The organism is Pseudomonas sp. 478 (assembly GCF_003254125.1).
Taxonomy (GTDB): domain Bacteria; phylum Pseudomonadota; class Gammaproteobacteria; order Pseudomonadales; family Pseudomonadaceae; genus Aquipseudomonas.
Map to the genome: position 1 here is coordinate 140,151 of NZ_QKZG01000012.1, position 16,540 is coordinate 156,690.

The window sequence follows — 16,540 nt, forward strand, 5'->3', positions numbered from 1 at the left end:
TGCTCGCGAAAGCGGTCTATCAGTCAACGGTGATGTTGAATGTGCCGGCCTATTCGCGAGCAAGCCCGCTCCCACAGGGGGAATGCGGTCTTATGTGAGCGCTTGTTTGCTAGACGCTGAGCAGCAGGAACTCTCGCTCCCAGGAACTGATCACGCGCTTGAAGTTCTCGTGTTCCGCTCGCTTGACCGCGACATATCCGCGAACGAATTTGCTGCCCAGATAACTCGAAACGGTGTCGCATTCTTCCATTTGCGTCAGGGCGTCCTCGATGGTGATCGGCAGGCGCAGATTGCGGCGCTCATAGGCACGACCTTGCACAGCAGCGCTTGGTTCGATGCGCTCGACCATGCCCAGATACCCACACAACAGACTCGCGGCGATCGCCAGATAAGGGTTGGCATCGGCGCCCGGCAAACGGTTTTCCACGCGCATCGCGTCCGGCGTGGAGGTCGGCACACGCAGGCCCACGGTACGGTTTTCTTCGCCCCATTCGACGTTCACCGGTGCCGACGTGTCTGGCAGGAAGCGGCGGAACGAATTGACGTTGGGTGCGAACATCGGCAGCACTTTGGGGATGTACTTTTGCAGGCCGCCGATGTGGTGCAGGAACAGCTCGCTCATTTTCCCGTCGGCATCGGCAAAAATCGGCTGGCCGGTGGCGATGTCCACCACACTTTGGTGGATATGCATGGCGCTGCCGGGCTCATCGCCAATCGGTTTGGCCATGAAGGTCGCGGTGACGTTGTGCTTGAGCGCCGCTTCACGCAGGGTGCGCTTGAACACGGTGATCTGGTCGGCCAGATCCAGTGCGTCGCCATGCCGGAAGTTGATTTCCATCTGCGCCGGGCCGTCTTCGTGGATCAGGGTATCGAGGTCCAGACCCTGAAGTTCACACCAGTCGTACACGTCTTCAAACAGCGGATCGAATTCGTTGGCGGCGTCGATGGAAAACGACTGACGACCACTTTCCGCACGGCCCGAACGACCCAGCGGGGCTTTGAGCGGCAAGTCCGGGTCTTCGCAGCGCTGGGTCAGGTAGAACTCCATTTCCGGCGCGACAATCGGGCGCCAGCCTTTGTCGGTGTACAACTGCAGGACTTTTTTCAGCACGTTGCGCGGTGACAGCTCGATCGGGTTGCCGAACTTGTCGAAGGTGTCGTGGATCACGATGGCGGTGGGCTCGATGGCCCATGGGATCACGTACACCGCGTCGGAGACGGGCTTGCACACCATGTCGATGTCGGCCGGGTCGAGCAGGTCGTAGTAGATGTCGTCGTCGACAAAGTCCCCGGTTACCGTTTGCAAAAGCACACTTTCCGGCAGGCGCATGCCTCGCTCATGCAGGAACTTGTTGGTGGGTGCAATTTTGCCGCGTGCGATGCCGGTCAAGTCGCTGACCACACACTCGACTTCGGTAATCTTGTGATCTTTCAGCCACGTGAGCAGCTGATCGAAAGGGACATTCATAAAGACCTCGTTATTGGTTTTATTAACGCCGGGGAGGCTGGTTTCATCCACCACACACTTCCCCTGTGGCGCGTTGACGACTATCTTGGGCGAGCCTTGAGGTTCCATCTATCCACTTTCAGCAGCACCAAAACGCACCAAACGAGTGCGTAAGGTCACCCATGACAACGTGCAATCCCCTGCAAGTCCAAGCGTTCGACACCGCCGATGTCGCCGAGCAAATCCGCGCCACACCGGGTTGGGTTCAGCATTACCAGCAAATGTCACCGGGGCATTTCGCCGGGCGCGTGCGCTACCTGGACCTGCAAGGCGTGGAGATTTACGAGGAACAGATGAACACCCGGGTCGAGCAGAATTTCAGCGCGCCCGAAGGTTCGCTGGCGTTCTGTTTCGATCGCAGCGACAACGCGCTGTACGTGTTGAATGGCGAAAGTCGCAACATCTGGATCACCCCGGAGAACTACCAGGAAATTGCCGTGGTGTTCGGTCCGGCGTTCGTGCAGCGTCACGGTTTGAACGTGGCCAGGCTCGAAGGCCTGTTCATGGCGCCGCTGAACTCGGGGCAGAATGCATTGTTCAGTCGCTGGCTCAGCGGGACGCTGACCCGACTGGCGCAGACCCTCGATCCGCCGAGCAAGGAGGCGTTGACTCAGCAGTTGCTCGAAGACTGCCTGTACATCCTCGACAACGCGTGTGTTTGCCTTGATCGCGGAGGGTTACAGCGCCGCGCCGAAGAGCGTGCGGTGATGAAACGCATCGGTGAGTGGGCGGCTGATGCGCCGGAAGACACCCTGAACCTGCTGGAGCTTTCGCAGGTCGCCGGGGTTTCTCTGCGGCAATTGCAGCATGCGTTCAAGGCTTATACCGGGATGACCCCGACCCATTGGCTGCGCTTGCGCCGACTCAACAGCGCACGCCGCGAGTTGCTCAGCCGCACAGCGATGGACACCACCGTTGCCGAAGTGGCGATGCACTGGTCGTTCTGGCATTTAGGGCGATTTTCCAGCAGCTATCGCGCGTTGTTCAACGAACTTCCCAGTCAGACGCTCGCCCGCACACCCTGTGGCGCAACAGGTCGCGGGTAAGTCGGGGATACGTCAGCGCGGCTTTGTGGCTTTCGACGATTTGCTGTTACCCGGCATGTGCAGGTAAGCCATCACGCTTTCGGTCAGTTCGGTCGCCAGTTTGACGGCTTCTTTATTGCGCGCCATCACGCCCGCCACCAAGCCTTCGATCAAGGCGAGCACCGCGATGTTGGAACTGGTCAATACCGGATGGTCGGCGGGAGCAAACAGCACGTGTTCGGCAATGCTGGTGAGCGGCGAGGCGGGTGAATCGGTGATTGCCAACACCGTGGCACCCCGTTCATTGGCGAAACGGGCGAGTTGCAGGGTGTCGAGGGAATAGCGCGGCAGGGAGATTGCCAGCAACACATCCTGATCGGTAATCGCGGCCAGACGGTAGGCGGCGTTTTCGTTGCCGCCCTCCATGCTGATGGCGGTGGCGTCGGCGCAGAAGGGCATCAGGGTCGAGGCGGCGAGGCCGGCGAAGTACACGCTGTTGCCAAAACCCAGGATGTAGATTTTGCGCGCCTGGGTCAGGCGGGTCACGAACGCTTCAAAGGTGTCTGCGTGGTTGTTGGTCGCCGCCGTCGCGAGGTTGCTGCTGGCGCTTTGGATTTGCTCATGCAGGCCAAACGCGCCGCCAGGACGATGTGCCAGTTCGTTGCGCAGTTTGTCGACCGGCGACACCATTTGCTGCAATGTCGCGACGAGTTCGGCTTTCATGCCGGTGTAGCCACCCAGGTTCAGGGCCTTGGCCAAACGGTTGACTGCGGCTGGCGAGGTGGATGTTTCGTGGGCCATCTCCTCGATGGTCAGCGTCGCGGCCCGCAGCGGGTGACGCAGGATAAAGTCCGCCACCTTGCGCAGGGACGGCTGCAAATCGCCAACGATCTCCGCCAGTTTGCGCATAACCGGTGCGGCATAGACCGTGGTGTTGTTCGATGGGGTCGGCATATCCGGCTCAACATTTCCTGAGGGTTGATAAAGCTGGCGGGAGTGTATCCGAAGCCGACCCTCGGTGTGCAGCGCTGCCAAGAGTCGGTAATGTCAGTCAGTTAAGCTGGGCGGATTACTTCAAGCTCCCGGCAAGAAACTGCTGGAGGCGTTCGGATTGCGGGTTGACCAGCACTTCGCGCGGGTCGCCACGTTCTTCGACCTGCCCCTTGTGCAGGAACACCAGTTGATTGGAAACCTCGCGGGCAAAACCCATTTCGTGGGTCACGACCACCATGGTGCGGCCTTCGAGGGCGAGGTCCTGCATGACTTTGAGCACTTCGCCGACCAGTTCGGGGTCGAGTGCCGAGGTCGGCTCATCGAACAACATCACTTCCGGCTCCATCGCCAGTGCCCGGGCAATCGCCACACGCTGCTGCTCGCCGCCGGACATATGGGCTGGCCAGGCGTCCATCCGGTGCGCCACGCCGACTTTGTTCAGGTAGTGTTCGGCCTTTTCCCGGGCCTCTTTCTTGCCCATGCCAAGCACATGCACCGGGGCTTCCATGACGTTTTCAAGGGCGCTCATGTGCGACCACAGGTTGAAGTGCTGAAACACCATCGACAGCCGTGAACGCATGCGTTGTAGCTGTTTGGGCTCGGCGGCCTTGAGCCCGCCGAGTTTGTTGGTCACCAGTTTCAATTGTTCGCCATTGAGCACGATGTTGCCGGCGTTGGGCTGCTCCAGCAGGTTGATGCAGCGCAAGAAGGTGCTTTTGCCCGAGCCGCTTGAGCCGATGAGGCTGATCACATCACCGGCCTTCGCTTCCAGGGACACGCCCTTGAGCACGTGGTGGCTGCCATAGCTTTTGTGTAGATCCTGAACTTCTAGTTTGTACATGGTTTTTATTCTCTGGAATCAGTCGCTGAGCAAGCGACCCTGGCGAATAAGACGGGTGCCGGCGACTTTGGCCAGCCACAAACCGGGCTGGGCAAAGCGCAGGCGTTCTCGGGCATAGAGGGTGCCGTCGGTGCTGGCGCGCACGATACTGTGGCGATCGGTCAGCGGATCCAGCACTTCGAACAGCGGATCGCCCACCCTGACCCGGGCACCCAGCGGTTGCAGAAAACTCACCACCCCCGGGTGCGGCGCATAGGCGTACTGCGCGCCGGCGAATGGCGTCGCTTCACAACAGGTCGGTGGCGCTGCTGGCCAGTCACCGCTGATCAGGCCCTGTTCGGCGAGATAGCCAAGAATGGCCTCGGCGCTATCGACACATTGTTCGCGTTCGGTGTCGGCCATGCCGCGCAACTCGATGGTGGTGGCCACGCAGGCCAGCGGAACATTGGCTTCAGGAAACAGCTCAGCCAAGCGCAACCAAGGGATCGCACAGGCCTCATCGAAGGCACTGCCGCCCGCACCCTCGGCCAGCAGCGCGGCGCCGGCACCGAGTCGAGCGGCCAACGAACGCAATCGCGGCCAATTTTGCGGCATGGCGTAAAGCAGCATGATCGACTCGAAATCGCAGTGCAGGTCCAGCACTACATCGGCGTCACAGGCATGTTGCAGCAACAGGCGGCGCAAGCCATCGAGTTCCGACATCGGTGGTGGCATGTCGGCGAGGACATCGGCCATGGCCCGACGGATCTGTGCAGTGTTGACGTCGGCATTGTCGCCCAGGTGGTCTTTCACCAGCGCCGCCACGGCTTCGGTCAGCTCCGGGAAGTCCCGATTGAAATTCTTTCCGCTGGAAAACTCGAAGCGCCCCTGATGGGTCGCCTGGAACATCTGGGCGATACCAATCGGATTGGCCATCGGCACTAACTCGATCACGCCGTTGAGGCGACCTTGTTCTTCCAGCACCCGCAGACGTTGTTTGAGTTCAACCGCCACGCGCATCCCCGGCAACTCGTCGGCGTGCAGGGACGCCTGAATGTAGGCCTTGCGCGGTCCGCTGCCAAAACGAAACAGCGACAGTTTCCGTTCAGTGCCCGAAGCACTCCACGGCAACAGGTATTCAATATGCTCCATAACAGCTCCTTAGTGCTTGCGCGGTGCCAGGTACGCCAGCCAGCGACGCTCGGCCAGCTTGAACAGGCGAACCAGAATGAAGGTCAGGGCCAGGTAGATGAGGCCGGCCGTGATGAACGCCTCGAACGGCAGATAGAACCGCGCACTGACCGTACGCGCGGCCCCGGTGATGTCCACCAGGGTGACAATCGATGCCAGGCTGGTGGTTTGCAGCATCATCAGCACTTCGTTGCTGTACTGCGGCAACGCCCGGCGCAAGGCCGATGGCAGCAGAATGCGGCGGTACAGGGTCAAGCGCGACATGCCCATGGCCTTGGCGGCTTCGATCTCGCCGTGGGCCGTGGCCTTCAAACTGCCGGCCAGCAGTTCCGCGCTATAGGCACTGGTGTTGATCGCAAAGGCCAGGCAGGCACAAAAGGTTGCGCTGGACAGGTACGGCCAGAGCGCGCTTTCACGTACCGCTGCGAACTGCGCCAGGCCGTAATAGATCAGGAACAATTGCACCAGCATCGGCGTGCCGCGAATCACGTAGGTGTAGAGCCACGCCGGGACGTTGATCAGGGGCGATCGGGACACTCGCATCAATGCCAACGGAATCGCCAGCACCAGGCCGAAGGCCAGGGAAATCAGCAGGACTTTGAGGGTCAACAAGGCGCCATTGAAATACAGCGGCAGGTTTTCCCAGATCAGGTTGTAGTCGAGAATCATGGGGTTGCTCCCAATCACAATTCGGCGGCTTTGATGCCGACCGAGTAGTGTTTTTCCAGGTAACGCAGCACCAGCAATGACACGCTGGTCAGCATCAGATAAAGCGCCGCCACCGCGAGGAAAAACGTAAACGGCTCATGGGTGGCGTCCGCCGCGTTCTTGGCTTTGAACATCATGTCCTGCAAGCCGATCACCGAAATCAGCGCGGTGGATTTGGTCAGCACGAGCCAGTTGTTGGTGAACCCCGGGATGGCGAACCGAATCATCTGCGGCACCAGAATCCGCCAGAACACCTGGCTACCACTCATGCCATACGCCACAGCGGCCTCGGCCTGACCTTTAGGAATCGCCATGAACGCGCCGCGAAAGGTTTCCGAGAGATAGGCACCAAAAATGAAACCCATGGTGCAGACGCCGGCGATAAAGGGGTTGATGTCGATGTAGTGGGTGTAACCGAGCGCCAGGGCGATGCGGTTCACCAGATCCTGGCCGCCATAGAAGATCAGCAGGATCAACACCAGGTCAGGAATACCGCGAATCAGGGTGGTGTACCCTTCGCCCAGCACCGCCAGCCATTTGAGCGGCGACAATCGAAAGGCTGCGCCGATCAGACCCAAAGCAATCGCCATGCTCATGGAGGTCAAGGCCAGGTTAATGGTCAGCCAGGCGCCATCGAGAATGCTCGATCCGTAGCCGTGAAGCATGATGAAAGTCCTCAAACGAGCGCCAAAAGGCGCGCGAGACAAGCCCAAAAGCGCCCGCAAGAGGCCGGCGCCACAGGGTTACAGGTAAGGCTTATTCGCCGTAGATATCGAACGCGAAGTACTTGGCCATCACTTGCTGGTACTTGCCGTTGGCGCGGATGGCGTCGATCGCTGTACTCAGACGTGCAACGTTCACGCTGTCGCCTTTACGCACTGCGATCCCGGCGCCTCGGCCGAAATATTTCGGGTCGCTGATGTCCGGACCCACCAGCGCGAAGCCTTTGCCCGCCGGTGTTTTGATGAAGCTCTCATCGGTGTTGACGATGTCGGCGAGCGTCGCGTCCAGTCGACCCGACGCCAGATCGAGGAAGGCTTCATTTTGCGAGCCGTAGCGCACCACTTCGACCCCGGCTTTTTCAAGCTGATCGGTGGCAAAACGGTCGTAGGTCGATGAGCGTTGCACCCCGACTTTTTTGCCCTTGAGATCAACCAGCGGGTCGTTGATCACGTTGCCGGCCTTCATCGCGAACTTGCCCGGCGTGTGGTAGTACTTTTTGCTGAAGTCGACCGACTTCATACGGTCTTCAGTGATCGACATCGACGACAGCACGGCATCGATCTTGCGCACTTTCAGCGATGGGATCATGCCGTCGAATTCCTGGATGACCCACTCGCATTTGACCTTCATTTCTTCGCACAGGGCATTGCCGATGTCGTAATCGAAACCACTGACGTTGCCCTCCGGCGTCTTGAAAGAGAAGGGGGGGTAGGCGGCTTCGATACCGATGCGCAGGCTGTCTTCGTCGGCGTGTGCCAGCAAGCTTGCGGCGCACAGTGCCAGAGCACCTAGAAGTTCTGTCTTGTTCATATTGTTGACTCCTTGGAGGGGCGTTGGGGTGGTACAGGCCATCCGATCTGGCACGGTGGATCAGTCCTGATGATTTTGCGTGGCTATAAATGACATGATTTATTTCATAATGCAACACAATGAAAATAAACGTATCACTCCGAGGCGCACAAATTCACAACGCTCCCGTGTGATCACGAGCACGTTCAGGCGCCAGGCAGGCTATTGATGGGTATTACGCAGGAGGAACAGGCTTGGCTAATTCAATGCCGGCCTCACCCAATCGCTTCAGGATTTCAAAGAGCAGATCGCTCTTGGTCGTACTGACAATCCTTGGGCTGCTGACATAGCCGGTGATGGTCAATGTGATGCCTTCAGGGCTCAGATTGCTGAATCGAACAACGGGGGAGGGTTTGTCGAGGATGGTTTCATGTTCGCAATAGGTGGTGTACAGCAGGGTTTTGACTTGCTCGGGGTCAATATCCAGAGGGAACACCAGTTCGAGTGTGGCCACCCCTTGGGCGCTGCCGCCCATGGTTATATTGCGCAGGTTCTGGGAAATAAGCTGCGAGTTGGGCACGATCACGATCGAGCGATCACTGAGCTGTATCTCCGTGGCCCTGACATTGATTCGCCGGATATCGCCTTCGACCCCACTGATGCTGATCAGGTCGCCGACCTTGACCGGACGCTCGGTGAGCAGGATTAACCCGGATACGAAGTTCTTGACGATCTCCTGCAAACCGAAGCCGATCCCCACTGACAACGCACTGACGATCCAGGCCAGATTGGTCCATTTGACGCCCAATGAAGACAACGCCATCAGAATGACCAGTACGTACCCGATATTACTGAACAGGGTGCTCAGCGACGCTCCCATGCCGGGGTCCATATCGGTTTTCGGCAGGAACTCGTTATCCAGCCATCTGCGCAGCGATCGAATCAGATAAATACCGATCAACAGCGCGAGGACCGCATTCAACAGATTGCCCGGAATGATGTTCAGCTTGCGCAAGCCATCGCCGCCGAGGATCGCTGAAACCCTGTCAGTCAGTTGGCCAAAGGTCGCTCCAATCCCCCCCACAATCGTTGTAATCACGGCAATGAGCAGTAATGCCGCTCTGCCAATACCCGCCACAACAACCTCGATTTGTTCAAGCCGAACGTCGCCGATGCCTAGCAGCTGTTTGATCGCCTTGCCGCTTGGTTGTTTTGGCGAAAACAGGTAATCACACAAGTCTCTGAACAACTGCATCAGCAAATAGAAGCTGGCAATAACGATATAGAGCCAGACAACTTCGTAAGTGATGAACCGGGCCAGGGAGATGTAACCGACCAGCAGGCCAAAAATCGAGATCAACACGGCGATACTGAGGCCGGTATAAATCACCCCCGCCAGGGTAGTACCTGATTCGGGGTGTTCCCCGGCAATGACCATCGCTCGGCGGGTTCTACTGACGCGTAGCAATAGCGCACCAATAATCAGGATGACGACGAGTGACACCACGCCCCGGCTGAAAAGTACCATTTGCGTACTCATACCCGTCGCATTGGTGACTTGTATCAGCGAGATGAGTATCAGCATTGATCCGGCCAGCAGCGCCGGAAAAGGGTTTATTGCAAGTGCTACTTCATCGGCGATGCCAGGTAACCGCCATGAGGGATTGCGTTTAGACAACAGGGCCCGACTCAGACCGATAATCAGGGCGCAGGCGTATGCGACTTTCTCGACATCGTCGAAGTAACCTTGCAGGGGCTGCGGCAATGGTTGAAGACGGCTAGCCGCTGCGGAGATGAGCCCTATTGCACAACCTGCGCTCAACATCGTGGCAACTACCGTCGCTATCGCCAATGAACTTCTGCGCAGGCGACCTTCGGGTACTCGATGGATACAGATCCATGTCAAACCATGTTCAGCCAGTCGTCGCCCCAGCGTCCAGAAGGCCAGGGCCAATAATAACAACGTGACGGTCGCGGTACGCCGGCCGGGTTGCCAGACGGACTGGATGACATTGTTGGACTGGTCGATCAAAAACCTCAGACGGCTTTTATCCTCCTCCAGTGGAGAAAACACCGGCAACCAGAACCGGGGGTTGAGGACGCTGGCGGTGCGCTGGGCCAGTTCGGTTTCCAGTTGGGTACGCCGAATGCTGGCAATCTGAGTGATGAGGTTAGCAGCACCTTCTTTGATGGCCTGCAGTATGTTGAGATCGTTATCCACCTTGTCTTTTTGTGCGCTGAGATAGGACCTCTGTTTCACCAGATCGGACTTTTCCATGGCAACGCTGGTGGCGGATGACGTCCCGAGCACACTGAGTTGCGCTTGCAATTGCGCTTGCTCGGGAAGTAACACCGCCGCCAACTTGTCCACATCACTGAAGAGCAACTGTACGTTGTCCTGAAAGCCTATCAACTGGGTGTAGTTACTGGTCAGTGACACCTGCTGTTTAAGGTTGTCCAGCCTCAATTGCAGTGCTTCCAAATCGCTTTTTGACACGGTAGAGGTGGCGCTGGCCTCACCGTTTCTAGATGTGTTGGGTAGTTCATCCGCCGACAGCTCGCCGATGTTCGCCCCCATCAGCGCGAACACAACGAATAAGAGTAATTTCAATGCAGGACGCATAGGCATGCCTCCAGCGGCTGTAGCCATTCAGGTTAGGTCATGGCGTGTGCAGGCGCGAAAAATAGTTCTGCGAGGCGGGCCACGAATAGGGAAGGGGGGCGGTTGAGAAGGTGTGATCTACAATCTTTTATGCTGAACCACGCTCAGGATCACGAGGTGTGATGTATTGAGCGGTCTGTCTACCGACCCAGTGTGCTTGCAGAGTGCCGGGCCCTGTCGGAGGTCATCATGAAAAGGCTGTCATTCATTAGCCTGTGCATCGCACTGTCGGTTTCCTGGACCCAGGGATGGGCCGAAACGGTCGTGCCGATGAAAGGGCAGAGTTCGCAACAAACCCAGGCGGACATCACCGATTGCCACAACATCGCGGCCAGTCAGAGCACCTCGACTGCACCGCCTCCTTCCGGTGGAAGATTGAAGGGGGCCGCCGCGGGCGCTGCCGCAGGGGCTGCGGGGGCGCAGGTGCGGGGACGACAACATGACGAGTTTTATGATCAGGTCGATGAAGACCGCAAGCAGGACTATCGTCAGAATCGCGCCAAGGAAACCGCCGCCGCAGGAGCGGTTGTCGGAGGTTCGCGTCAGCGTCAGGAACGCCGGGCGCAAGAGAAAACCAGTGCGGCGACCAGTTCAACGGCCTATACCAGTTGCCTGCAAGGGAAGGGGTATCAGGTTAATCCTTGAGCGTTTTCTTGCCGTTGTTCGAGCAGATGAACCATCAAGCAGGCATACAACGTCACGAGGATGAACAAACCCATGCGGATGGCGAACGCTGTGTAAACGTCCTTGCCTGCTGCGCTGTCCTGTACCGACTGACCCAACAGGATGATCAGCGTGATCAGGGTATTGAGCCAAAACCCCGGGGTAAACCGCGTCGGGCTCAGGGCATACAGCTTGCGCGCCAGCACCAGGCCGAACAGCAACATCCACAGAAAGAACATCCACAGATGCACAAACAGACTGAGGGCGCTCCAAAAGAGGATTGCCAACAGGCCTGCGAGTAACGTCGAGCCGAGCAGTTCTCGACCAGCGATGCGGGCGTTTGTCGTGGAGCTTTGCTGGCCCAGGCTGACGGCCTTCAAGATGATGGGCAAATAACCGGCCGGGTCGATCAACGCCAGCAGGAATGCCGGTAATACGATCAGGGTTGCACGCAGCGCAACCCGACTGACCTCTTCTGCCGGCAGGGGTGGGGCAGGCGGCGGAGAAGGGGCGTTGGGTGGATCAGGGAATAACCCATGACTGAACGCCACGACAACAACGGCGAGCAGCAAACCCTTGACCAGTGCGTTGATGACCATCGCCGCCAGATCGAATTCGGCGATACCGGCCGAGGAAATCATGGTCAGGCCAATCACCAGGAAGGTCATGATCAAGGTGTTGCCGCCGCGTAGGCCAAAGCGGAAGGCCAGGAACAAGCCGACGCTGATCAATAGCACGCCGCTGATGGGGTAATAACGCAGGACCGGGATCAATAGCAGGCCGATTCCGGTGGTCAACAGGGCGGCCAGTGCGAGAACCAGTCCGGCCTTGAACGGCAGCGGGCGATTGACCGAAGCCAGCAATAGCAGGCAAAGCACCGGCGCCAGAAAGGGAATCGGCAAGCCCAGGCCGAAACTGGCGGTGAGGCACAACGCTGTACCGGTGGCCAGGCGCAGTGCGCGTTGATCCCGCGGCGTGCGCCGAGTAGACATGCCCTTAATAGGCATAGCTCAGCCAGCTCATGAACCCCACAAACACGCGGCCGAGCGGGTTCAGCGGATTGCCCTCGGAGGGGAAGGCCATGACTTCGGCCTGCCCGCCGGCACGGATCGCCCGACTGTCACGCAACGTGTTCAATGAGTCTGGCGAAAACTCGATAATGACCGGGAAACGCTGGGCCGGACGCAACCAGTCGCGGCTGTTCTGCACGCTGGGCAAGGTGCCAGGCGCGGGTGTCTGCCCCACGCTGACACCGTAACCAACGCTGCGCACGCGCCCCTCGAAGACCTCGCCCGGCAGAGCATCCAGAACAATCGACACTGGTGTGTCGAGCTTCACCAGACCGAGGTTGTTCTCGGTCATGTCCGCACTGATCCACACATCATGAATGGCGATCAGGGTCATCACCGGGCTACCGGCAGCGGCGAATTGCCCGGCGTCAGTACGCAGATCCGTAATCAGTCCGGCCGAACGAGCACGGATCTGCGTGTTGGACAGATCCAGTTCAGCTTTGGACAACGCCGTGGCGGCACTGCGCAGCAAAGCGTTGTCTTCCTCGCTGCCACCTTCCTGCTCTCGCGCGCGCTGCACTTCGGCGCGGGCAGCGGCCACTTGGCTGACCGCCTGTTCGCGGTTGGCGCGAGACACTTCGAGCAGTCGTACGGAAATGGTGCCTGGGTCTTCGCGATACAACCCCTCAAGACGCTGATTGTCCTGACGCGCCTTGAGTTCATTGGCCTGGGCTGCGCGCAGATTGGCTTGGGCCGATGCGATCCCGGCGGTGCTTGCACCGATCTGTCGGCGGGTCGATTCAAGGTCGGCGCGCGCACGGTCGACGGCAATCTGGTACGGCTGAGGGTCCAACTCGAAAAGGATTTCGCCGGCCTTGACGTCCTGGTTATTGCGCACGTTCACCCGGGTCACGCGGCCTGCCACTTCCGAGGCAACCGGAATCACAAAGGCACCCAACCGGGCCTGTTGTGTATAGGGTGTGAAACGATCCGCCAACAGGTACCAGGTCAGGCTCAGGAGGATCAGTAACAGGACCCATTTGATGCCTTTTTTCGCCGGGTCGGCAGTCGGCGCCGGTGCTTGGGCGACTGGGGGCGCGGACGAGGGAGGGGCGGTTTCACTCATTGGTCTTTTACCTTGTAAGACATTGGAATGGCAGGCTGTGCAGTGGCGGGTTCTTTCAGCAGATCGCCCCAGTCGGTGCGTTTTTCCATCTGTTGGCGGGAGGTCGGATCAACCCTCGGCTGGGCGCTGTACCAGCCACCGCCCATGGCCCTGTACAAGGCAATGACATTACTGACGGCATTGCTGCGGGCGACCAGGTAATTGTCCTGTTGTTCGAGCAAGGCACGTTGCGCATCCAGCACCCGCTGGAAGTCCGAATAACCTTCGCGATATTGCACGCTGGCCAGCACCAGCGAACGCTTGGCCGCCACTCCGGCCTCGCGCAGGATGCGTTCGCGCTCCAGGGATTTGATCAGGCCATAGGCCGCATCGTCTGCCTCGCGTGCTGCCTGGCGAACCTTGTCGCGGTAAGCCTCGATCAGTTGCTGCAACCGCGTATCCTGCACGCGCACGTTGTTGCTGATCCGGCCGTGATCGAACAGATTCCAGCGCAGACTGGGGCCGCCAATTAAATCCAGATTCCGGGGTGTGCCACTGAGCGTGTCGGTTGACCAGACGATGCTGCCCAGCAAGGTCAGCGACGGATAGAAATCGCTCTCGGCCACGCCAATCAGCGCAGACTGCGCGGCGACGTTAAGCTCGGCGGCGCGCACGTCGGGCCGACGCAGGAGCAGGTTGGCCGGTACATCTTGCAACACGGCACGGTCGACCAGCGGGATCAATCCCTCGTACTCGAGCAGTTGTGGCAGTGCGCCGGGCGGCTGACCAATCAGCACCGCCAACGCATTGCGGGTTCGTTGCAACTGGTCTTCGAAATTGGGGATGGTGCTCAACGTGCCCAGGTACTGGGTTCTGGCTTGTTGCAGGTCGAGTTCGGCAGTTTGGCCACTGTTGAAGAGCTTTTCGGTGATCTCGAAGTTGCGTTTTTGCTGTTTGGCGTTTTCCTGGGCGACACGCAAACGAGCTTCGGTGGTGCGCAGCGAAAAATAAGTATCGGCCACTTGCGCGCGCAGCAGTACGAGTACGTCTTCATAGTTGGCCTGGGCGGCGAAGTAGCTGGCATCGGACGACTCGATGGCGCGACTGAAGCGGCCCCAGAAGTCCAACTCCCAACCTACGTCGAACCCCGCGCTGTGTTGCCAGAAATGGCTGTCTTGCGGGTTGGCCCCTCCGGATTGCCTGCGGTTGAAGTAAAGGCTGTCGACGCTGGCTTGCTGCAGTTGCGGGTAAAGACCACTTTGAGCAATGCCGAGTTGGGCACGGGCTTCCATGATGCGCAGGCCGGCGATTTTGAGACTGGAGTTACCTGTATCCGACTGGGCAATCAAATGATTGAGGATCGGATCGGCAAAGACTTGCCACCACTGACGAATGTCCGGGTTCAGGCTCCGCTGGCTGGATTGCTCAAGGGCAGGGGTGTTCCAGTGTTTGACCCATTCTTCGCCGGGTGGCTGGAAGCCCGGCCCAAGTCGTACGCAGCCACTGAGGCCGAGTACGCCGAGCAGCACGAGCCGGCCTGGCCACTTCAGCAGGGTTGTACCTGGATGCATTACGCATGTCCCGACCAACAAAGTTCACTGGAGCATAGCCGTCCAAATGGGCACATGACTGCTACGCTTTTTAAGCGCCATCGAATCTATTTTTCTGGGAGAAAGTGCGCGCCTTGTTTATTCGCACGGCTCGGGTCGCAAACACAAGTGCAGTGTGAACAACAATAGCGGGCGAGGGGTGAGTACTCGTATGCTCACGCTCTATTAGCTAGCTCTACTAAAGAGCTATTTAGCATAGTTATTATTAATTGTTTTCATAATCATAATAGAGATAGCGCATTAACGGCTCGCTATTTCAAAGGCTGGAGGGCTCAATCAACATGACGACCAACACCTTTGATAAACACATTCCCAACGCTGAGGCTGTAATCGCAGCACTGAACCTGGAACCCCACATGGAAGGCGGCTTCTACCGCAGAACCTTTCAAACCGATCACCACACGATGGTTGAGACCACTGGTGGCCGGCGCTACCTGATGACATCCATTTACTACTTGCTGACCAAGGATTCGCCAATAGGTCATTTTCATCTGAACCAATCGGACATCGTGCATTACTACCATGTGGGAGATGCAATTCAGTACAGCCTGATTTTTCCGGACGGCACATTAAAAACGGTTGTGATGGGCAGCGATATAATTGCCGGACAATGTCTGCAGCTACATGTGCCGGGTGGCGTCTGGAAAGCTTCGCAGCTTACAAATGGATTGGCGGGATACGGTTTGATCAGTGAAGCGGTTTCACCGGGGTTTGATTTTGCAGATATGGAGTTGGGCAGTCGGCAAAAGCTTAGCGAGCAATTTCCCGAACATTCGCAGCTGTTTGAGAGGCTGACGGGAAAATGAGGGCTGAGGCGAATTGATGCTTCAAAATCTGTGCGTAACCGGGCTAATCTTGAAATATCTTGTTACGTGTAATGTATATTATGTTAAATCATGTATTGCTCTATAGCTGCGCATAGGTCCTGTCCGCTTTCCTCTTGGCATTACATCTCCAGCAATCGATGACAGGCACCCAGATCAAAGCGTCAGCCCGCGACCGCTGTGGCGCATCAAAGGACGCTATAGATCTCAGAAATCACCTGCATCGTTGCGTCTTCGAGCGTTCCTTCATTACGGCATAAAACCCAGCCGTGATCTGCAATCGCTTGCTCGAACGCTTGGGTACATGCGACATGTTCTTCCAGCTTATGGATCACCGTACTGCTCAACCCACGCCGTCGTGCCGCTGCCCTTGCCCATGAAATTTCAGGATTAGTGACAACCCCGACATGCAGGTCTGGCACTCGCACGTTCCGATCAATGTTCAACTGTAGAATCTCAGTAAACGGGACTATCCGGCGAAACGCGGCATCAGACGGGTACCAGCGATCGATCAGGATGATGCTGCCTGGTGGCTGTTTAGCCAGCACGTGCTGGGAAATCCAGGTACGGCTATCAGCAAAACGCTCACAAACCTCCAACTCCAAATCCCGGGTGGGATTTCTGACGAGTTTGTTAACGAGGGCCATTGTTTCACCCCTGTAGGGATCGCTTTTACTCTCGCAAAGTCGGATCACCTTTTTGTTGTCTGCCCTCAGTGCTTTCGTAACGGCCTCCAACAGTGTGGTTTTGCCGGCTCCCTTGGGCCCATCTAGAGAAATAAACAGCGGAGGATTCATTCTTCACATAACGATTGATATACGGTTTTTTTTGCCCGGTTCGTTCGCTGAAACCGCTTGGCGCGACTATGCGAATCGAGTGGAGGGCCCTTCTGAACAGACATTGATGAACA

At 58.0% G+C, this 16,540-nt stretch carries 15 protein-coding genes; 3 read left to right on the plus strand and 12 right to left on the minus strand.

Annotation, left to right across the window (positions count from 1 at the left end):
- Window positions 1-109: 109 nt before the first annotated feature.
- Complete coding sequence (locus DFS28_RS23465; protein WP_111451642.1) at window positions 110-1,468, minus strand: glutamine synthetase family protein; 1,359 nt, start codon at window positions 1,466-1,468, stop codon at window positions 110-112.
- Between the two features lie 161 nt (window positions 1,469-1,629).
- On the opposite strand from DFS28_RS23465, the gene DFS28_RS23470 reads away from it, so the two are divergent.
- Entirely contained in the window at window positions 1,630-2,553 is a 924-nt protein-coding gene (locus DFS28_RS23470) for a helix-turn-helix domain-containing protein (RefSeq protein WP_111451643.1), read from the plus strand.
- A gap of 12 nt (window positions 2,554-2,565) precedes the next feature.
- On the opposite strand, the gene DFS28_RS23475 is transcribed toward DFS28_RS23470, so the two are convergent.
- From DFS28_RS23475 to DFS28_RS23505, 7 genes are all read right to left on the minus strand, one after another.
- Complete coding sequence (locus DFS28_RS23475) at window positions 2,566-3,486, minus strand: MurR/RpiR family transcriptional regulator (RefSeq protein WP_111451644.1); 921 nt, start codon at window positions 3,484-3,486, stop codon at window positions 2,566-2,568.
- Window positions 3,487-3,601: 115 nt separating this feature from the next.
- Complete coding sequence (locus DFS28_RS23480) at window positions 3,602-4,366, minus strand: ABC transporter ATP-binding protein (protein ID WP_111451645.1); 765 nt, start codon at window positions 4,364-4,366, stop codon at window positions 3,602-3,604.
- Window positions 4,367-4,384: 18 nt separating this feature from the next.
- Window positions 4,385-5,497, minus strand: a complete 1,113-nt coding sequence (locus tag DFS28_RS23485; protein WP_111451646.1) for a succinylglutamate desuccinylase/aspartoacylase family protein — start codon at window positions 5,495-5,497, stop codon at window positions 4,385-4,387.
- 9 nt (window positions 5,498-5,506) lie between these two features.
- Window positions 5,507-6,205 (minus strand): ABC transporter permease, encoded by a 699-nt coding sequence (locus tag DFS28_RS23490; RefSeq protein WP_111451647.1) that lies wholly within the window; start codon window positions 6,203-6,205, stop codon window positions 5,507-5,509.
- A 14-nt stretch (window positions 6,206-6,219) separates the two neighbouring features.
- Window positions 6,220-6,909 (minus strand): ABC transporter permease, encoded by a 690-nt coding sequence (locus tag DFS28_RS23495; RefSeq protein WP_111451648.1) that lies wholly within the window; start codon window positions 6,907-6,909, stop codon window positions 6,220-6,222.
- A gap of 91 nt (window positions 6,910-7,000) precedes the next feature.
- Complete coding sequence (locus DFS28_RS23500; RefSeq protein ID WP_111451649.1) at window positions 7,001-7,777, minus strand: ABC transporter substrate-binding protein; 777 nt, start codon at window positions 7,775-7,777, stop codon at window positions 7,001-7,003.
- A gap of 214 nt (window positions 7,778-7,991) precedes the next feature.
- The gene (locus DFS28_RS23505) at window positions 7,992-10,379 is read right to left on the minus strand and encodes a DUF3772 domain-containing protein (RefSeq protein WP_111451650.1); all 2,388 of its coding nucleotides are present in this window, start codon (window positions 10,377-10,379) and stop codon (window positions 7,992-7,994) included.
- Between the two features lie 228 nt (window positions 10,380-10,607).
- Here DFS28_RS23505 and DFS28_RS23510 point away from each other — a divergent pair, with 228 nt between their 5' ends.
- Window positions 10,608-11,063, plus strand: coding sequence for a YMGG-like glycine zipper-containing protein (locus DFS28_RS23510; RefSeq protein ID WP_111451651.1), 456 nt, complete (start codon window positions 10,608-10,610; stop codon window positions 11,061-11,063).
- On the opposite strand, the gene DFS28_RS23515 is transcribed toward DFS28_RS23510, so the two are convergent.
- The 3 genes from DFS28_RS23515 to DFS28_RS23525 are packed head-to-tail and all read right to left on the minus strand — an operon-like array spanning window position 11,048 to window position 14,767.
- Window positions 11,048-12,073: a DUF2955 domain-containing protein gene (locus DFS28_RS23515; protein WP_111451652.1), complete on the minus strand. Its 1,026-nt coding sequence runs from the start codon at window positions 12,071-12,073 to the stop codon at window positions 11,048-11,050. The genes DFS28_RS23510 and DFS28_RS23515 overlap by 16 nt on opposite strands.
- A gap of 4 nt (window positions 12,074-12,077) precedes the next feature.
- Window positions 12,078-13,217 (minus strand): HlyD family secretion protein, encoded by a 1,140-nt coding sequence (locus tag DFS28_RS23520; RefSeq protein ID WP_111451653.1) that lies wholly within the window; start codon window positions 13,215-13,217, stop codon window positions 12,078-12,080.
- The gene (locus tag DFS28_RS23525) at window positions 13,214-14,767 is read right to left on the minus strand and encodes an efflux transporter outer membrane subunit (RefSeq protein WP_111451654.1); all 1,554 of its coding nucleotides are present in this window, start codon (window positions 14,765-14,767) and stop codon (window positions 13,214-13,216) included. The genes DFS28_RS23520 and DFS28_RS23525 overlap by 4 nt, the downstream gene beginning before the upstream one ends.
- A gap of 320 nt (window positions 14,768-15,087) precedes the next feature.
- Between DFS28_RS23525 and DFS28_RS23530 the strand changes: the two genes are divergently transcribed.
- A complete protein-coding gene (locus tag DFS28_RS23530; RefSeq protein WP_111451655.1) occupies window positions 15,088-15,612 on the plus strand; it encodes a cupin domain-containing protein in 525 nt (174 codons plus the stop codon).
- A 206-nt stretch (window positions 15,613-15,818) separates the two neighbouring features.
- On the opposite strand, the gene DFS28_RS23535 is transcribed toward DFS28_RS23530, so the two are convergent.
- Entirely contained in the window at window positions 15,819-16,427 is a 609-nt protein-coding gene (locus DFS28_RS23535; protein WP_111451656.1) for a dTMP kinase, read from the minus strand.
- Window positions 16,428-16,540 lie beyond the last annotated feature (113 nt).